The organism is Oleomonas cavernae, assembly GCF_003590945.1.
In the GTDB taxonomy this organism is placed as follows: domain Bacteria; phylum Pseudomonadota; class Alphaproteobacteria; order Zavarziniales; family Zavarziniaceae; genus Zavarzinia; species Zavarzinia cavernae.
On sequence record NZ_QYUK01000011.1, the window covers coordinates 3,577,439 to 3,590,541 of the forward strand.

At 65.2% G+C, this 13,103-nt stretch carries 16 protein-coding genes, 1 tRNA gene and 2 pseudogenes; 9 read left to right on the forward strand and 10 right to left on the reverse strand.

Annotated elements, in window-relative coordinates; translation table 11 throughout:
* The first annotated feature begins 45 nt into the window (after positions 1 to 45).
* Together D3874_RS21235 and D3874_RS21240 are read left to right on the forward strand one after the other, a co-directional pair.
* Positions 46 to 1,257 (forward strand): ATP phosphoribosyltransferase regulatory subunit, encoded by a 1,212-nt coding sequence (locus D3874_RS21235; RefSeq protein ID WP_338016739.1) that lies wholly within the window; start codon positions 46 to 48, stop codon positions 1,255 to 1,257.
* Positions 1,239 to 2,531: an adenylosuccinate synthase gene (locus tag D3874_RS21240; protein ID WP_119780577.1), complete on the forward strand. Its 1,293-nt coding sequence runs from the start codon at positions 1,239 to 1,241 to the stop codon at positions 2,529 to 2,531. Before D3874_RS21235 ends, D3874_RS21240 begins: the two co-directional genes overlap by 19 nt.
* 116 nt (positions 2,532 to 2,647) lie before the next feature.
* On the opposite strand, the gene rpoH is transcribed toward D3874_RS21240, so the two are convergent.
* Together rpoH and D3874_RS21250 are read right to left on the reverse strand one after the other, a co-directional pair.
* On the reverse strand, positions 2,648 to 3,553 hold the full coding sequence (rpoH, locus tag D3874_RS21245; protein ID WP_119780579.1) for an RNA polymerase sigma factor RpoH: 906 nt from the start codon (positions 3,551 to 3,553) through the stop codon (positions 2,648 to 2,650).
* Positions 3,554 to 3,662: 109 nt separating this feature from the next.
* Positions 3,663 to 4,607: an RluA family pseudouridine synthase gene (locus D3874_RS21250; protein ID WP_119780582.1), complete on the reverse strand. Its 945-nt coding sequence runs from the start codon at positions 4,605 to 4,607 to the stop codon at positions 3,663 to 3,665.
* On the opposite strand from D3874_RS21250, the gene D3874_RS21255 reads away from it, so the two are divergent.
* From D3874_RS21255 to D3874_RS21270, 4 genes are all read left to right on the forward strand, one after another.
* Positions 4,606 to 4,845, forward strand: coding sequence for a hypothetical protein (locus D3874_RS21255; RefSeq protein WP_119780586.1), 240 nt, complete (start codon positions 4,606 to 4,608; stop codon positions 4,843 to 4,845). The genes D3874_RS21250 and D3874_RS21255 overlap by 2 nt on opposite strands.
* 58 nt (positions 4,846 to 4,903) lie before the next feature.
* A complete protein-coding gene (locus D3874_RS21260; RefSeq protein ID WP_158596136.1) occupies positions 4,904 to 5,329 on the forward strand; it encodes a Mov34/MPN/PAD-1 family protein in 426 nt (141 codons plus the stop codon).
* Positions 5,326 to 6,459, forward strand: a complete 1,134-nt coding sequence (locus D3874_RS21265) for a threonine aldolase family protein (RefSeq protein WP_119780595.1) — start codon at positions 5,326 to 5,328, stop codon at positions 6,457 to 6,459. The genes D3874_RS21260 and D3874_RS21265 overlap by 4 nt, the downstream gene beginning before the upstream one ends.
* 42 nt (positions 6,460 to 6,501) lie before the next feature.
* A tRNA-Glu gene (locus D3874_RS21270) sits at positions 6,502 to 6,577 on the forward strand.
* A gap of 519 nt (positions 6,578 to 7,096) precedes the next feature.
* Here D3874_RS21270 and D3874_RS32145 read toward each other — a convergent pair.
* The 3 genes and pseudogenes from D3874_RS32145 to D3874_RS28145 all read right to left on the reverse strand — a co-directional run.
* A pseudogene (locus D3874_RS32145) lies at positions 7,097 to 8,152 on the reverse strand (recombinase family protein); the annotation flags it as partial.
* 228 nt (positions 8,153 to 8,380) lie between these two features.
* Positions 8,381 to 8,785, reverse strand: coding sequence for a hypothetical protein (locus D3874_RS28140; RefSeq protein WP_147385762.1), 405 nt, complete (start codon positions 8,783 to 8,785; stop codon positions 8,381 to 8,383).
* A 149-nt stretch (positions 8,786 to 8,934) separates the two neighbouring features.
* Complete coding sequence (locus D3874_RS28145) at positions 8,935 to 9,270, reverse strand: hypothetical protein (RefSeq protein ID WP_147385763.1); 336 nt, start codon at positions 9,268 to 9,270, stop codon at positions 8,935 to 8,937.
* A gap of 335 nt (positions 9,271 to 9,605) precedes the next feature.
* Here D3874_RS28145 and D3874_RS28685 point away from each other — a divergent pair, with 335 nt between their 5' ends.
* Positions 9,606 to 9,773, forward strand: coding sequence for a hypothetical protein (locus D3874_RS28685; RefSeq protein ID WP_158596137.1), 168 nt, complete (start codon positions 9,606 to 9,608; stop codon positions 9,771 to 9,773).
* 138 nt (positions 9,774 to 9,911) lie between these two features.
* Entirely contained in the window at positions 9,912 to 10,253 is a 342-nt protein-coding gene (locus tag D3874_RS32150) for a helix-turn-helix domain-containing protein (RefSeq protein WP_119780601.1), read from the forward strand.
* A 553-nt stretch (positions 10,254 to 10,806) separates the two neighbouring features.
* Here the strand turns inward: D3874_RS32150 and D3874_RS28690 are convergent.
* The 5 genes and pseudogenes from D3874_RS28690 to D3874_RS21305 form a co-directional block, all read right to left on the reverse strand.
* Entirely contained in the window at positions 10,807 to 10,977 is a 171-nt protein-coding gene (locus tag D3874_RS28690; protein ID WP_158596138.1) for a hypothetical protein, read from the reverse strand.
* The gene (locus D3874_RS21290; RefSeq protein WP_119780605.1) at positions 10,971 to 11,300 is read right to left on the reverse strand and encodes a hypothetical protein; all 330 of its coding nucleotides are present in this window, start codon (positions 11,298 to 11,300) and stop codon (positions 10,971 to 10,973) included. Before D3874_RS21290 ends, D3874_RS28690 begins: the two co-directional genes overlap by 7 nt.
* 13 nt (positions 11,301 to 11,313) lie before the next feature.
* Complete coding sequence (locus D3874_RS21295; protein WP_119780608.1) at positions 11,314 to 11,499, reverse strand: hypothetical protein; 186 nt, start codon at positions 11,497 to 11,499, stop codon at positions 11,314 to 11,316.
* Complete coding sequence (locus D3874_RS21300) at positions 11,496 to 12,122, reverse strand: metallophosphoesterase (RefSeq protein WP_119780612.1); 627 nt, start codon at positions 12,120 to 12,122, stop codon at positions 11,496 to 11,498. Before D3874_RS21300 ends, D3874_RS21295 begins: the two co-directional genes overlap by 4 nt.
* Before the next feature lie 236 nt (positions 12,123 to 12,358).
* Positions 12,359 to 12,574: pseudogene (locus D3874_RS21305) on the reverse strand (transposase domain-containing protein); the annotation flags it as partial.
* A 32-nt stretch (positions 12,575 to 12,606) separates the two neighbouring features.
* On the opposite strand from D3874_RS21305, the gene D3874_RS21310 reads away from it, so the two are divergent.
* On the forward strand, positions 12,607 to 13,068 hold the full coding sequence (locus D3874_RS21310; protein WP_147385764.1) for a transposase: 462 nt from the start codon (positions 12,607 to 12,609) through the stop codon (positions 13,066 to 13,068).
* Positions 13,069 to 13,103: the final 35 nt, after the last annotated feature.

Here is a 13,103-nt window from a genome sequence, read left to right on the forward strand (position 1 = left end):
CTTTTCCATGGACGGATGGACGGGCATGAGTAAACTCCGCCCGCCATGACGGAATACGCCGCCCGCGCCCTGCTGCCCGAAGGCTTGCACGACGAATTGCCCCCCGCCGCCGAACACGAGGCGTCGGTGGTGGGCGAACTCGTGGCGAGCTTCGCTGCCCATGGCTATCAGCGGGTGAAGCCGCCGCTGATCGAATTCGAGGAAAGCCTGACCACCGGCCCCGGCGCGGCCCAGGCCACCGGCATGTTCCGCCTGATCGATCCGGTCAGCCAGCGCATGATGGCCGTGCGCTCGGACATGACCGTGCAGGTCGCCCGCATCGCCGCCACCCGCCTGCGCAAGGCGCCCCGGCCGCTGCGCCTGTCCTATGCCGGCCAGGTGCTGCGGGTGAAGGGCAGCCAGTTGCGGCCCGAACGCCAGTTCCCCCAGGCCGGGGTCGAGCTGATCGGGGTGAAATCCGTCGCCGCCGATGCCGAGGTGGTGCTGCTGGCGATCGAGGCCCTGACCGCCACCGGCCACCCGCGGCCGATCACCGTCGACCTGACCCTGCCCACCCTGGTGCCGGCCATCGCCGCTGCCCTGGGCCTCGATGATTCGGTTGCCCGCCAGGCGCGCGATGCCCTGGACGGCAAGGATGCCGCCCAGTTGCAGGATATCCCGGGCGAGGCGGGCGTGCTGTTCCGCGGCCTGCTGGATGCCGCCGGCCCGGCCGACCGTGCCCTGCAGCGCCTGGGGACCCTGGCCCTGCCGCCGGCGGCGCGGGCCGAGGTGGACGAGCTGGCCGGCCTGGTCGCGGCCGTGCGCGCCGCCGGGCCGTCGATCGCCCTGACCATCGATCCCGGCGAATACCGGGCGCACGAATATCACACCGGCTTCGGCTTCACCCTGTTCGCCGCCGGCGTTCGGGCGAGCTGGGCCGGGGCGGCCGCTATCTGCTGGTCGGGCCCGATGGCGGGTCCGAGGCGGCGGTCGGCTTTACCATCTATGTGGACTCGCTGCTGCGCGCCCTGCCCCAGCCGGCGCGGCCGGCCTTCGTCTATCTGCCCGCGGGTGTCCCGGCGGATGCGGCGCGGGACCTGCGCCAGGCCGGGCATCGTACGGTCGCGGGGCTGGAGCCCCAGGTCGACCCGCAGGCGGAAGCCCGGCGGCTCGGCTGCAGCCATTTCTATCTCGACGGCACGGTGCGGCCCGTCGCCGCCTGACCCCCGTCGTCATTCTTCCAAGGACCGAGAACGACCATGGCCAATGTTGCGGTGATCGGCGCCCAGTGGGGCGACGAGGGCAAGGGCAAGATTGTCGACTGGCTATCGGAACGCGCCGATGTCGTGGTGCGTTTCCAGGGCGGCCACAATGCCGGCCATACGCTGGTGATCGGCAACCAGACCTACAAGCTCTCTCTCCTGCCCTCGGGCATCGTGCGCGGCGGCAAGCTGTCGGTCATCGGCAACGGCGTGGTGGTCGATCCCTGGGCCCTGTTCGCCGAGATCGAGCGCTTGCAGGCGCAGGGCGTGGTGGTCACCCCGGACAATCTCCAGGTCGCCGACAATGCCTGCCTGATCCTGCCCGTGCACAGCGAGTTGGACGGCTTCCGCGAGGACAGCCAGAAGGCCGGCGGCATCGGCACCACCCGGCGCGGCATCGGCCCGGCCTATGAGGACAAGGTGGGCCGGCGCGCCGTGCGCGTCTCCGATCTGGCCGACCCGCCGACCCTGGCTAAACGGCTGGACGCCCTGATCGCCCACCACGACGCGCTGCGCTCGGGCTTCGGCGCACCGGCGGTCGACCGCGCGGCGCTGGAGGCGAAACTGGCCGAAATCGCGCCGCGCCTGTTGCCCTTCGCCAAGCCGGTGTGGCTGACCCTCGATACCCTGCGCGCCCAGGGCAAGCGCATCCTGTTCGAGGGCGCGCAAGGCGCCATGCTCGACATCGACCACGGCACCTATCCCTTCGTCACCTCGTCCAACACCGCGGCCGGCCAGGCGGCGGTGGGGGCGGGTGTGGGCCCGCGCGGCGTGGGCTACGTGCTGGGTATTACCAAGGCCTACACCACCCGGGTGGGCGGCGGCCCGTTCCCGACCGAGTTGACCGACGAGGTCGGCAAGCGCCTGGGCGAGCGCGGCCACGAGTTCGGCACGGTGACCGGGCGGCCGCGGCGCTGCGGCTGGTTCGACGCGGTGATGGTGCGCCAGGCGATCAAGGTCGGCGGCATCGACGGCATCGCGCTGACCAAGCTGGATGTGCTCGACGGCTTCGACGCGCTCAAGATCTGCACCGGTTACAAGCTGCGTGGCGAGGTGATCCATCACTTCCCCTCGTCCGCCGGCGACCAGGCCGCGGTCGAGCCGGTCTACGAGACCCTGGAAGGCTGGAGCGAGTCGACCCAAGGTGCGCGCCGCTGGGCCGACCTGCCGGCGACCGCGGTCAAGTACGTGCGCCGGGTCGAGGAACTGATCGAGGCGCCGGTCGCCCTGCTCTCGACCAGCCCGGAACGCGACGACACCATCCTGGTCCACGACCCGTTCAGGGGATGAAATTCTCCCTCGCCCCGCGTGCGGGGAGAGGGTTGGGGTGAGGGGCGGCGGTGATAAGGCCCAGCACCCCTCACCCTAGCCCTCTCCCCCCGTCGGGGGCGAGGGAACTGATGGTGTTACGCTGTCGCCCCTTCCACCGGCACCACCTGGTGGCGGGCGGCGTTGCGCATGGCTTTCTGCAACTTCTCGAAGGCACGGACCTCGATCTGGCGCACGCGCTCGCGGCTGATGCCGTATTCCTGGCTGAGGTCTTCCAGCGTTACCGGCTCCTCTTCCAGGCGGCGGCGCTGGAGGATGTCGCGCTCGCGGTCGGTCAAGCCGCCCATGGCCTGGGTCAGCAGGTTGCGGCGGATCGACATTTCCTCGCGGTCGGCCAGCACGGTTTCCTGGCTGGGCGAATCGTCGACCAGCCAATCCTGCCATTCGCCGTCGCCGTCGATGCGCAAGGGGGCGTTCAGGCTGTGATCGGGGGCGGCCAGGCGGCGGTTCATCGAGACCACGTCGGCCTCGGGCACCGCCAGCTTGTGGGCGATCACCTTCACCGTGTCGGGATGCAGGTCGCCCTCCTCCAGGGCCTGCAGCTTGCCTTTCAGGCGGCGCAGGTTGAAGAACAGCTTCTTCTGGGCGGCCGTGGTGCCCATCTTCACCAGGCTCCACGAGCGCAGGATGTATTCCTGGATCGCGGCGCGGATCCACCACATGGCATAGGTCGCAAGGCGGAAGCCCTTGTCGGGCTCGAACCGCTTCACCGCCTGCATCATGCCGACATTGCCCTCGGAAATCAGTTCAGACACCGGCAGACCATAGCCGCGATAGCCCATGGCGATCTTGGCGACCAGGCGCAGATGGCTGGTGACCAGGCGGTGGGCGGCATCGGCGTCGCCGTGCTCGCGCCAGGCCTTGGCCAGCATGAATTCCTCGTCCGGCTCCAGCATCGGGAACTTGCGGATTTCGGACAGGTAGCGCGACAGGCTGCCTTCGTCGGGCAGCATGGGCATTTTCATCGTCGAAGGAACACTCATCGGACAACCTCCAGCCTCAGGGGCCAGGCCAAACCTTCGATCGCTACAGTCCGGATATACGCGCCTTCGCGCAATACCTGACTAATACGATCGGATAACCCCAATTAGTTTAGATTGATTCCAGACTGTCAAGGAGTTCGTTCAGATCGCTTGGCAGGTTACTCTCGAAGGCCAGGCTTTTCCCGGTAACCGGGTGCCGGAAGCCGAGCAGCCATGCGTGCAGGGCCTGCCTGGGAAATTTCACCGCCATGCCCGGGGCGCCTTTCGGGGCCCGGCCATAGGTCTTGTCGCCGACGAGGCCATGGCCCAGCGAGGCCATGTGCACGCGGATCTGGTGGGTCCGCCCGGTCTCCAGCCGGCAGTCGATCAGGGCGGCGATGGGCGGCGTGCCGAAACGCGCCTCGACCGTCCAATGGGTGATCGCGGGCTTGCCGTCCGCCACCACCGCCATCTTCTTGCGATCGAAGCGGGCGCGGCCGATCGGCGCTTCCACCACCCCCGCCTTGCCCTTGGGATTGCCCCAGACCACCGCCTTGTAGCCGCGGTCGATGTCGTGGCGGGAGAACAGCTCGCCCAAGCCATGGTGGGCGACCTCGCTCTTGGCCACCACCAGCAGGCCCGACGTATCCTTGTCGATGCGGTGGACGATGCCCGGCCGCTCCACCCCGCCGATGCCCGACAGGGCGCCCCGGCAATGGGCCAGCAGGGCATTGACCAGCGTATTGTCCGGGTTGCCCGGGGCGGGATGGACAACCAGGCCGGCCGGCTTGTCGATGACGATCAGATCCACATCCTCGTAAACGATGGTCAGGGGGATTTCCTGCGCCTGCGGCCTGGCGGGGGCGTTGGGCGGCACGCCCAGGGTGATCGCCTGGCCCGGTTTGACCCTGGCCGAGGCGTCATTTATGGTCGCCCCGTCGATCGTGGCCTGCCCGGCTTCGATCAATCCTTTAAGACGCATGCGGCTCAAGCCGGTCGAACGGGCCAGGAACTTGTCCAGCCGGTCGCCCGCGTCGACTACCGCGCGATGAAGCGTTGCGAGCGTATCTACCATGGCTGAAGAATTGCCCAGCAACCCCCGCGGCCTCAAGGCCGTCGTCATCATTCTGGGCATCATCCTGCTCGGCATGCTCGCGGCCGTGGTCTACGGCGTGATCGTGAAGATGGGTGGCAAAGGTGGCGAGATCGCGGCGACCGTCGCTGTGAAGCCCGGCGAACAGGTCGTCGACATGGCCGGCACCGGCGACCGGCTGGTGCTGCGCCTGCGCAATGCTCAGGGGCCGAGCGGCTGATCTTCGTCGATCCCGCCAGCGGCCGGACCTTAGGGACCACCGCCATCATCGCGGCCCCGTGATCCTGCGCCTGACCGCGGCCACGGCCCAGGCGATGCGCGCCCACGCCGCCCGCGACTTCCCGCGCGAGGCCTGCGGCCTGATCCTGGGGCCGGCCGGGGCAGCAGGGGCCGTGACCGGCGACGAGGCGGTGCCCTCGGCCAATCTGGCCCCCGCCGGCGCCGACGATACCTTCGAGATCGATACCGCGCTGCATCTGGCCGTTCAGCGCCAGGCCCGGGCGGCCGGGCGGCGGGTGGTCGGCCTCTATCATTCCCACCCCGGCGCCCCCCCGATTCCGTCGGGCCGGGATGCAGCCGGGGCATGGGACGAATCGCTCATTTGGGTGATCATCGCTACAGACATCGCCGGGGCCGGCGAAATAAGGGGATGGGTGCCTGCAGGCGGCACCTTTACGGAATGGGTCATCGAGGTGGTTCCATGAATTTCTCGTCCGACAACGCCGCCGGGGCCCACCCCAAGATCGTCGAGGCCCTGGTCCGTGCGGCCGCGGCCGGCCCGTTCCCGGCCTATGGCGCCGACCCGATAACCTCGAATGTCGAAAAGCGCCTGAGCGAAATCTTCGAGCGCGAGACGGCGGTGTTCCTGGTGGCGACGGGGACGGCGGCCAATGCCCTGGCCCTGTCGGCCCTGACCCCGCCCTGGGGTGGCGTGCTGTGCGCGGCCGAGGCCCATGTCGAGATCGACGAATGCGGCGCGGTCGAGGCGATCAGCGGCGCCCGCGTGATGCCGGTGGAGGCGCCCGACGGCCGCCTGACCCGCGCCGCCCTCGAGGCGCGGGTGGCCCCCATCCGCATCGGCGACCAGCACCATGTCCAGCCCGCCGCGGTTTCCATCACCCAGGCGACCGAGGCCGGCACCGTCTATGCCCCGCACCAGGTCGGTGCCGTCGGCGACTTCTGCCGCGACCACGGCCTCCACCTGCACATGGACGGCGCCCGCTTCGCCAATGCCCTGGTCTCGATCGGCTGTTCCCCGGCCGAGCTGACCTGGAAGGCCGGGGTCGACGTGCTCTCCTTCGGCGCCACCAAGAACGGTGCCCTGGCGGCGGAAGCCGTGGTCTTCTTCAAGCCCGAACTGGCCAGGGATTTCCTCTATCGCCGCAAGCGGGCCGGCCACCTGTTCTCCAAGATGCGTTTCCTGTCGGCGCAATTGGAGACCTATCTGGAAGACGGACTGTGGCTGGCCAATGCACGCCACGCCAATGCCCTGGCCACGCGCCTGGCCTATGGCCTGGTCGACATTTCCGGCATCGAGCTCGAATACCCGGTCGAGGCCAACGAGCTGTTCGTGCGCCTGCCGGCCAAGGTGGCCGATGCCCTCTTCGCCGCCGGCTTCCATTTCTATCCCTGGGGTGCGCCGCCGCCCGACAGCGAGACCCCCGGCCTGTTCCGCTTCGTCACCGCCTTCGACAGCGACCCCGGTGCGGTCGACGCCCTGATCGCCACGGCCCGGACGGCGGCGGCGCCCGCAGAGGCGGTTGAGATCGCGATGGCGGATGCGGCCCCCGTCCCTGCCGGCGACGGCAACGAAGCCATTGCAGAAATCGCTTGATCGGCACCGCCACAGAGGTTATCAACCCTGCCTCTCGGCCTTGTCCCCATCGTCTAGAGGCCTAGGACACCGCCCTCTCACGGCGGTAACAGGGGTTCGAATCCCCTTGGGGACGCCACTCGGGAATAAAACTGGGCACTCCTGCCCCGTCGTCCCGGTTGGTGCCTGACATGGCCTTCGCCAACTGATCTGTGCGGCCTACGACGATGACTTCATCGTCTCCCACATCGATACGCGCGATAAGATGTCGCAGATAACTGCGCCTGAATTCGGGATCCTGCAGTTTCTCGCGAAACGCCTTGGCGAACCTTTCGAGCCTTTCTGCCGTGACTTGTACTCTCCCGGCATCGATGGAAGTTGACGAGGTAATCCGCTCAAGTTGGGCGGCTGCACGGCTTTGCTCGTTTTTCAGAGCCTCCAGCCGCGCCTTCAGATTTGGCTCGGTTGCGTCCAGAGTTCCGGCTTCAATCCCTTCATAAAGTCGAGAAAGTTTCAGGTTTGCTTGGGCGACCGCTTCCTTAAGCTCCTTCGCCCGATCCGCAATGCCAGACTCCCTTTCAGCTGCTTTCGCAACAAGCATCGCCAGCATTTCAGTCAACCGAGGCGGTGTGAGGATCTGTCCAATGACAGCGTCAAGAACCACACCATCCAACAACTCCTGCCGCAGGGCCCGCCCCGCGCAGGCGGTCTTTCCCTTACGGGCCGATGTACAGCAGGCATAGTACCGATAGCGACCGCTTTTACCGGTCCTGACCGTCATCGCACCACCGCATTTCACACAAGTCGCAAGACCCGTCAGCAGCGTGGGGCCACTCACGACGCGTGGTGGCATCGCCTTTGGATTCCGGCTTGCTAGCCTGCGTTGGACCTCATCGAAGGTGGCCCGATCCACGATCGCCGGCACCTTGACCTCGATAATTTCATCCACGGTTTTTTTGCGCTGAGTCTTGCATTCCGTCAGATTGAAACGATGAAGCCCCGCATAAGTCTCGCGGGTCAGAATTTGGTGAATGGTTTTTACAGCGAAGTCCCCACCGGTCCGCGTATTGTAACCCTCCTCATTCATATGCACGGCTATGGCTTTAATGCCCAGCCCTCCCCGCCCTGCACCCGTTAGGTATAGTTGAAAGATCAATCGAACGACCTCGGCAGTGGCGGGATCGATTGCCAGCCGTTTCTTAACGCGGACACCCCGCGTTTCAGCAGCTTCAACCTTGTAACCCAATGGGGGTCTCGAGCCATTCCAGAAGCCTTGCCTGGCATTCTCCTTCATGGCCCGAAGCGTATGCTTGGCGTTCTCCCGGCTTTGATACTCGTCGAATAACGCGAGAATCTGACGTACCATGGAACTTATGGGGTCATCGCCGAGCTCCTGGGAAATGCTTACGAGGCGGACTCCCCGCTTGGCAAGGATTCGAACGCTAATCTCTAACTCCAAATGATCGCGGTAAAAGCGGCTAAACGAATGGACGAGCACAACGTCAAAATCGCCAAGGGCAGCCGCTTCGAGCATTCGGCCGAGCTCTGGACGCTGAGCGTCCATGCCGCTCGCTCCCGCTTCGACAAATTCCGCGACTATTGTCCAGCCCTTCGCCAAACAATAGCTCGTGATCTGGCGGCGCTGGTCGGGGATTGATAGATCCTGCTCGGCTTGTCGACCGGTCGAGACCCGGAGATACAGAGCTGCCCGCATAGCGGCTTACCTCATAAGGTCGGCAATGGCATCACGAAGCCAAAGATACACGAACTCGGCCTCTTCTCGTGACACTGCATCTTCCATTTCAAGAACGACGCGAAGCTGTCCACCTGCGCCGGTCGGCGAGCGACGGCAACGCCCACTGGCCGGCGCCGATTTCTTCGGCACCGGCACACGCGGGGTTGCTGCTCGCTTCGCCATTGCAGGCGTCCGACTACTTTGGCCCTACAAGGCCTCATCATCGTCGTCGAGCACGTTACCCATAAACCCTGTGCGGGGTTGAGGGAGCGCGGGTTTCGCGCCGATGGGCACCATGGCCCGGGTAGGCGTTGCCGATGGACGCGGCGGCTTCGTGGCCTTCTGGAGTTTTGCGACCCTTTCCGTCCGACGGAAAGCCGACAGGTATCGGCGAAGTGTCGGCCCCGATACGTGACAATCGACCTTTGCCAGCTCAACAGCGATGGCGTCGTATGACATCCGGTGTGCCAGCATGGCCGCAATGTGCTCATAAGAGCTGTGAATGAATTCCCGCGCAGTCAGGACTGCGTCTGGCAGAGGAGCCGCACAGATCTCGGCAGATCGGCTGGCAAAAATGGCCAGATGGGTAACGCGGGGTTTGACCTTGGGCATTTAGATCTCCTTCAGGCCAACACGGCCCTAAGGACCACCTGGAGGCAGAATTCCGGCCCGCCAGCCTTTGCGCATCTCCAGGTCAAAAAATTCAAGCTTGCTGATTCACTTGGCTGCGCCCTTGCGAACCGCAAATCCGCAGAAGCCCTTTATTTCTCGCCCAGATCCGGTCGACCCGAACAGAGGCACTGGGCACAATTTGTTGAATCGCCAGCATCCATGAGGGCGTGGTCCCCGTGATAACACGCCCGATCGGCGCGCTTGTGGGACCTCCCTTCCTCCCTGAGGAAGGGATCACGACTTTGCCCGTCGATCCATTCGCGATCGCTGCCAGCCGGGACATCGTCGTAGAGAGCAAGCCCGAGTCGCAGGGTGGCGTGTCTGGCATACTCCTGCGGCACGGCAACAGGTTCGGAGTCAGCCACAAGTTGGGGCACCACTTCCTCGAAGGCCACATCGATCAGGTCCTGCAGAACGGCGTCCATGTTTCCACGCAGGCGTTGTCGCGGCCGACCCGTTCGAGTTGGAAGCCGACCATTTCGCCGCTGGCCTCCCTATGCCGGAGTCTCCTTTCCGCAAGGCGATGGATGAGTTGAATGACGGCCTGAACGCGATAGAGACTTTGGCCGCACAGTGCTTCACATCGCGCACGGCGACCGCGATCCGCTATGCCGAACTCATGCCCGAGGCAATGAAGTCACTGCCGAAACTGACTTGGCCGCGCAAGGGACCCGGCTGCCCACGAGCACCGCGACCACCCGCCCCGCCGCCGATACTGCGCAGGTAGGAGCAGGTATGGGCGTTCGCGAAGATCCGCTTCGTGATCCACGACAAGCTGAAATACTATGCCCCGTTAGTTGAGAACGTCGAGCTTCGCGCCATACTTGGAGATGTTCTCATCTTCAAGAGCGGCTCGCACGAAGTCATTCTGGGCTACGGCTTCGAGAAGCGTCCTCCGTCCTTCGAAGGGGCCCACTCCAACTTCTGAGGAAATCCATCCCGCCATTGACATAAACGGTGGCGGATTGTGATTCACCTTTCCGCGATGCGGGAGTCCCGAACCAAAGTGCATTGACTCTTTTTGCCAACCCCTGAGGAATCTCAATTCACACAGGGAAGAGGCAACATGACAGGCACCGCCGAGGCATCCGAGGATCCAATCCAATTGGCCAGGGAGCTTTTCTCCCGGCAGCTGCGCGCGCTGATGGCGAAGGCGGGTATTACCCAGACCGAGCTCGCTTCGATGTCTGGGCTCTCTAAGTCCCTAATCAATGCCTACCTTTCCCAAAAGGCTTTTCCGCGTAGTCCACAGAGACGGAAGCTCGCCGCGGTATTCAGAATCGATCCGACAGATTTTCTGCAGTTCCCAAGGGCGCCCTCGGCGGAGCCTCATGGCAGAGCCATCCCAGCTATGAGATCAAGGAGGTTCCGGATTCCGGCTTGTCGAACTGACGATCCGCCAACTTGAGGTCCCATTCGAGATCGCCGTCTCGATCATCGGGCTCATCAGGCGCGGCATGGAAACCCGAGATGGCCCTCGACCACCGACCGGCGGCGACTCCATCTCCCAGGAATAGCAAGGACACGACATGGGCAGAGAACTGACCTTAAAGACGGCGACGGTGCGCTTCGACTGGGCGAAAGCAAGAGGCTCGCGGCAATGATCGATCCAAAGCTCATCAAGGACCCTCGCAATATGGCGAAGACCTTCCTCGCCGCCTGCACCTTCCCTGTGGAACAACGATCGCAAAAGCGCCTTGCTGTTGGAGCCGCTCCACATATGAGTCAGAGCCAAAGTTCCACGCCGAACCACATGCAGAGACAGCGATGGGCGCCGAACGAAGTTGAGGGTGGGAGAGGACACCAGGTGGATCCCCGCGATCCGGACATCTTTGGGCTGGCAAGCATATGACGGCCTGAGCTTTGCTGCGACCCATCGGGGGCGCTGAAAGGATGTTGCGCGAGCACGTCGATGGCGGCGAGACCCTTTTGGGGTGCTCGCCGCATTACAATCGAATCCGTTACGCAATATGGAGGAACGGGCCGATCGTCGGCTGGTACTCGGTGTCGAGCCGAAGCTCGCGGCTGGTCTGGTGAATCAGGTCGCCGGTCAGGCGGTCGGCCTTGCCGCCGTCGATGATGCGATCGATGGCATCGCCGTAGAGGCCCACGTCGGGGCATTGAGTCACCAACAGCCGGAAACACTCGCGTGCCTTCGGCCCTGCCTCATGGCCCAGCGCAGCGCCGACGTGGTAGAGCAGGGCGTAGCGGCGGGGTGTGATGATCTCGGTGCCGCGGGGCGCCAGCGCCGGGCTGTTGCCTCATGGGCCTCGCGCCTGAGGCGCAGGGGCGGGCCGTCGAAGGGAAGCAGGGCCTCGATGTAACCCTTGAGATTGATCAGGAACTCGGGGTCGCGGTAGGCACTCGCCGGTGTCAGGCGCATGGATTTGGGCTGCCACTGCAGGCGCTCGAGCGTGACCGGGCGGGGCAGCGGGGCTTGGTTGATCATCGACATGGTGGATCACTCCTTAGTAACAGGGGGTGCGGTGGCGGCGGGGTTGTTCGGTATCTTGGATGGTCGTGATCCGCACCCGGTCGCCGTCGATCTCGGCGAGGCCGATCCGCCCGGTCTGGTATGAGCCGAGGTCGAGCCCCAGGCGGTGATGCGTCAGGACCGGCTCGCCCCGGTATTCCGGCGTGTGGCCATGAATCACGAAGAGTTCGTCGGATTGGCGTCCGCCGTGAGAAACGGTTCGCGCACCCAAAAGGGTGAAGCGCGTTCCTCGGCGTGGTTGGCGGGGATCTGGCGCCATGGCCAGGCGAGCGAGCGCTCGAGCGGTTGCTGGGGGTGCAGACCGGCGTGGATGAACAGCAGGTTGTCTTCCAGGTAGTGGTGGCTGAGGCCATTGATGAATCCCCGTTCCGCCTCACTGAGGGCCTCCCAGGCATCCCCGGCGGTAGCCGTGGGCGGCAGGCCCAATTCTTCGAGCACCGCGAAGCCGCCGTTGCCGAGCCAGGTGCCGAGGTGGTCGCGCCGGCCACTGTCAAAGGCTGCTGCCAGGGCGCCTTCGTGGTTGCCGGCGAGTGCCGTCACCTTGATGCCGGGGATCCCGGCGATGACCTGGGCCATGACGGCACGGCTGTGGGGGCCGCGGTCGATGTAATCGCCCAGCATGACCAGATGGTTCGGGCCACCGGCCGCCGCCCGCTCGGCGACTTCGAGGAAGGCACTGCGCAGGGCGGCCGAAAGGCCGTGGACGTCGCCGATGGCAAAGGCTCGAACGTCGCTCATGACCGGCATCGGCTGCCAGTCGCGGCGTATTATCTCGATACTCATGGTCGCTCCCGTGATGGTGATCGCGGGCGCCGGTGGGGCAGTGATTCACCATTGGATCCTGTCCCCGGTTGCGGGCGCCGCGACCAGCGGTGGCGCCCGCAACCGGGGACAGGGCAGGAGTCATCAAGGAAAAGGATGGGGAGACGGAGATGGTCGTTCGGGCAGCGAGCCGGAAGCCAGGTCACCAAGCGGGAATACCGTAAGCGTCCGGTGAGGACCGCTGGCGGTGTGATACCCTACGCGGCCCTGCCTTTGCACCAAGCCCATGGCAGCAGTTCACCGATGCGGTTGATGGTGTGGCCCTTGGCGAGGCGGTCGAGCACGTCGACGAGCCAGGCGTGGGGATCGACGGCATTCATCCTGGCGGTCTCGATGAGGGTATACATCGCCGCGGCCCGGTCCCCGCCGTTGTCGGAGCCGGCGAAGAGATAGTTCTTCCGCCCGATCGCCATCACCCATTCATTCTGCCCATGTCGGGCAGGAGTTGGAAGTCCATTCCCGGCATCACCCCTATTTCGGCCGCAAGGTTTTGGTGCGCGGCGTAGCGCAGCGAGCGACGGGCCAATTTTGTAGCGTGCAAGGTCCGGCCGGCATCGTGGTGACGATCGCCGGCTGGATGCTCGATCCCGTGCTTTGCGCAGGGATGACCATCGGCGCGCCGCGCGTCGATCTGGCCGCACTCGTCGAGTTGCAGCGGCTGTTGATAGGGGCGGCCATCCGCGCTGCCATCGTCGCCCAAGGGGCCCAGGTTGTGATCCCCTCGACCACCAGCCGGCGCGCGCCCATCCCCTACGACCGGGTCGCCTACAAGGCCCGCAACCTCGTCGAGCGCCTCTGGTGCCGCCTCAAGGACTGGCGCCGCATCGCAACCCGATACGACAAACTCGCCCGAAACTTTCTCGCTGCCGCTCTTATCGCCGCGTCCATCACCTATTGGCGCAATTGAGTCCCGACCCTAGGGCGCAGCATTTTTGACAGCGT

What these genes read in the sequence shown, in the direction of transcription:
- D3874_RS21235 (WP_338016739.1), top strand. Translation starts at nt 46, where the DNA reads ATGACGGAATACGCCGCCCGCGCCCTGCTGCCCGAAGGCTTGCACGAC.
- D3874_RS21240 (WP_119780577.1), top strand. Translation starts at nt 1,239, where the DNA reads ATGGCCAATGTTGCGGTGATCGGCGCCCAGTGGGGCGACGAGGGCAAG.
- rpoH (WP_119780579.1), bottom strand. Translation starts at nt 3,553, where the DNA reads ATGAGTGTTCCTTCGACGATGAAAATGCCCATGCTGCCCGACGAAGGC.
- D3874_RS21255 (WP_119780586.1), top strand. Translation starts at nt 4,606, where the DNA reads ATGGCTGAAGAATTGCCCAGCAACCCCCGCGGCCTCAAGGCCGTCGTC.
- D3874_RS21250 (WP_119780582.1), bottom strand. Translation starts at nt 4,607, where the DNA reads ATGGTAGATACGCTCGCAACGCTTCATCGCGCGGTAGTCGACGCGGGC.
- D3874_RS21265 (WP_119780595.1), top strand. Translation starts at nt 5,326, where the DNA reads ATGAATTTCTCGTCCGACAACGCCGCCGGGGCCCACCCCAAGATCGTC.
- D3874_RS28140 (WP_147385762.1), bottom strand. Translation starts at nt 8,785, where the DNA reads ATGCCCAAGGTCAAACCCCGCGTTACCCATCTGGCCATTTTTGCCAGC.
- D3874_RS28145 (WP_147385763.1), bottom strand. Translation starts at nt 9,270, where the DNA reads ATGGACGCCGTTCTGCAGGACCTGATCGATGTGGCCTTCGAGGAAGTG.
- D3874_RS32150 (WP_119780601.1), top strand. Translation starts at nt 9,912, where the DNA reads ATGACAGGCACCGCCGAGGCATCCGAGGATCCAATCCAATTGGCCAGG.
- D3874_RS21290 (WP_119780605.1), bottom strand. Translation starts at nt 11,300, where the DNA reads ATGTCGATGATCAACCAAGCCCCGCTGCCCCGCCCGGTCACGCTCGAG.
- D3874_RS21300 (WP_119780612.1), bottom strand. Translation starts at nt 12,122, where the DNA reads ATGAGTATCGAGATAATACGCCGCGACTGGCAGCCGATGCCGGTCATG.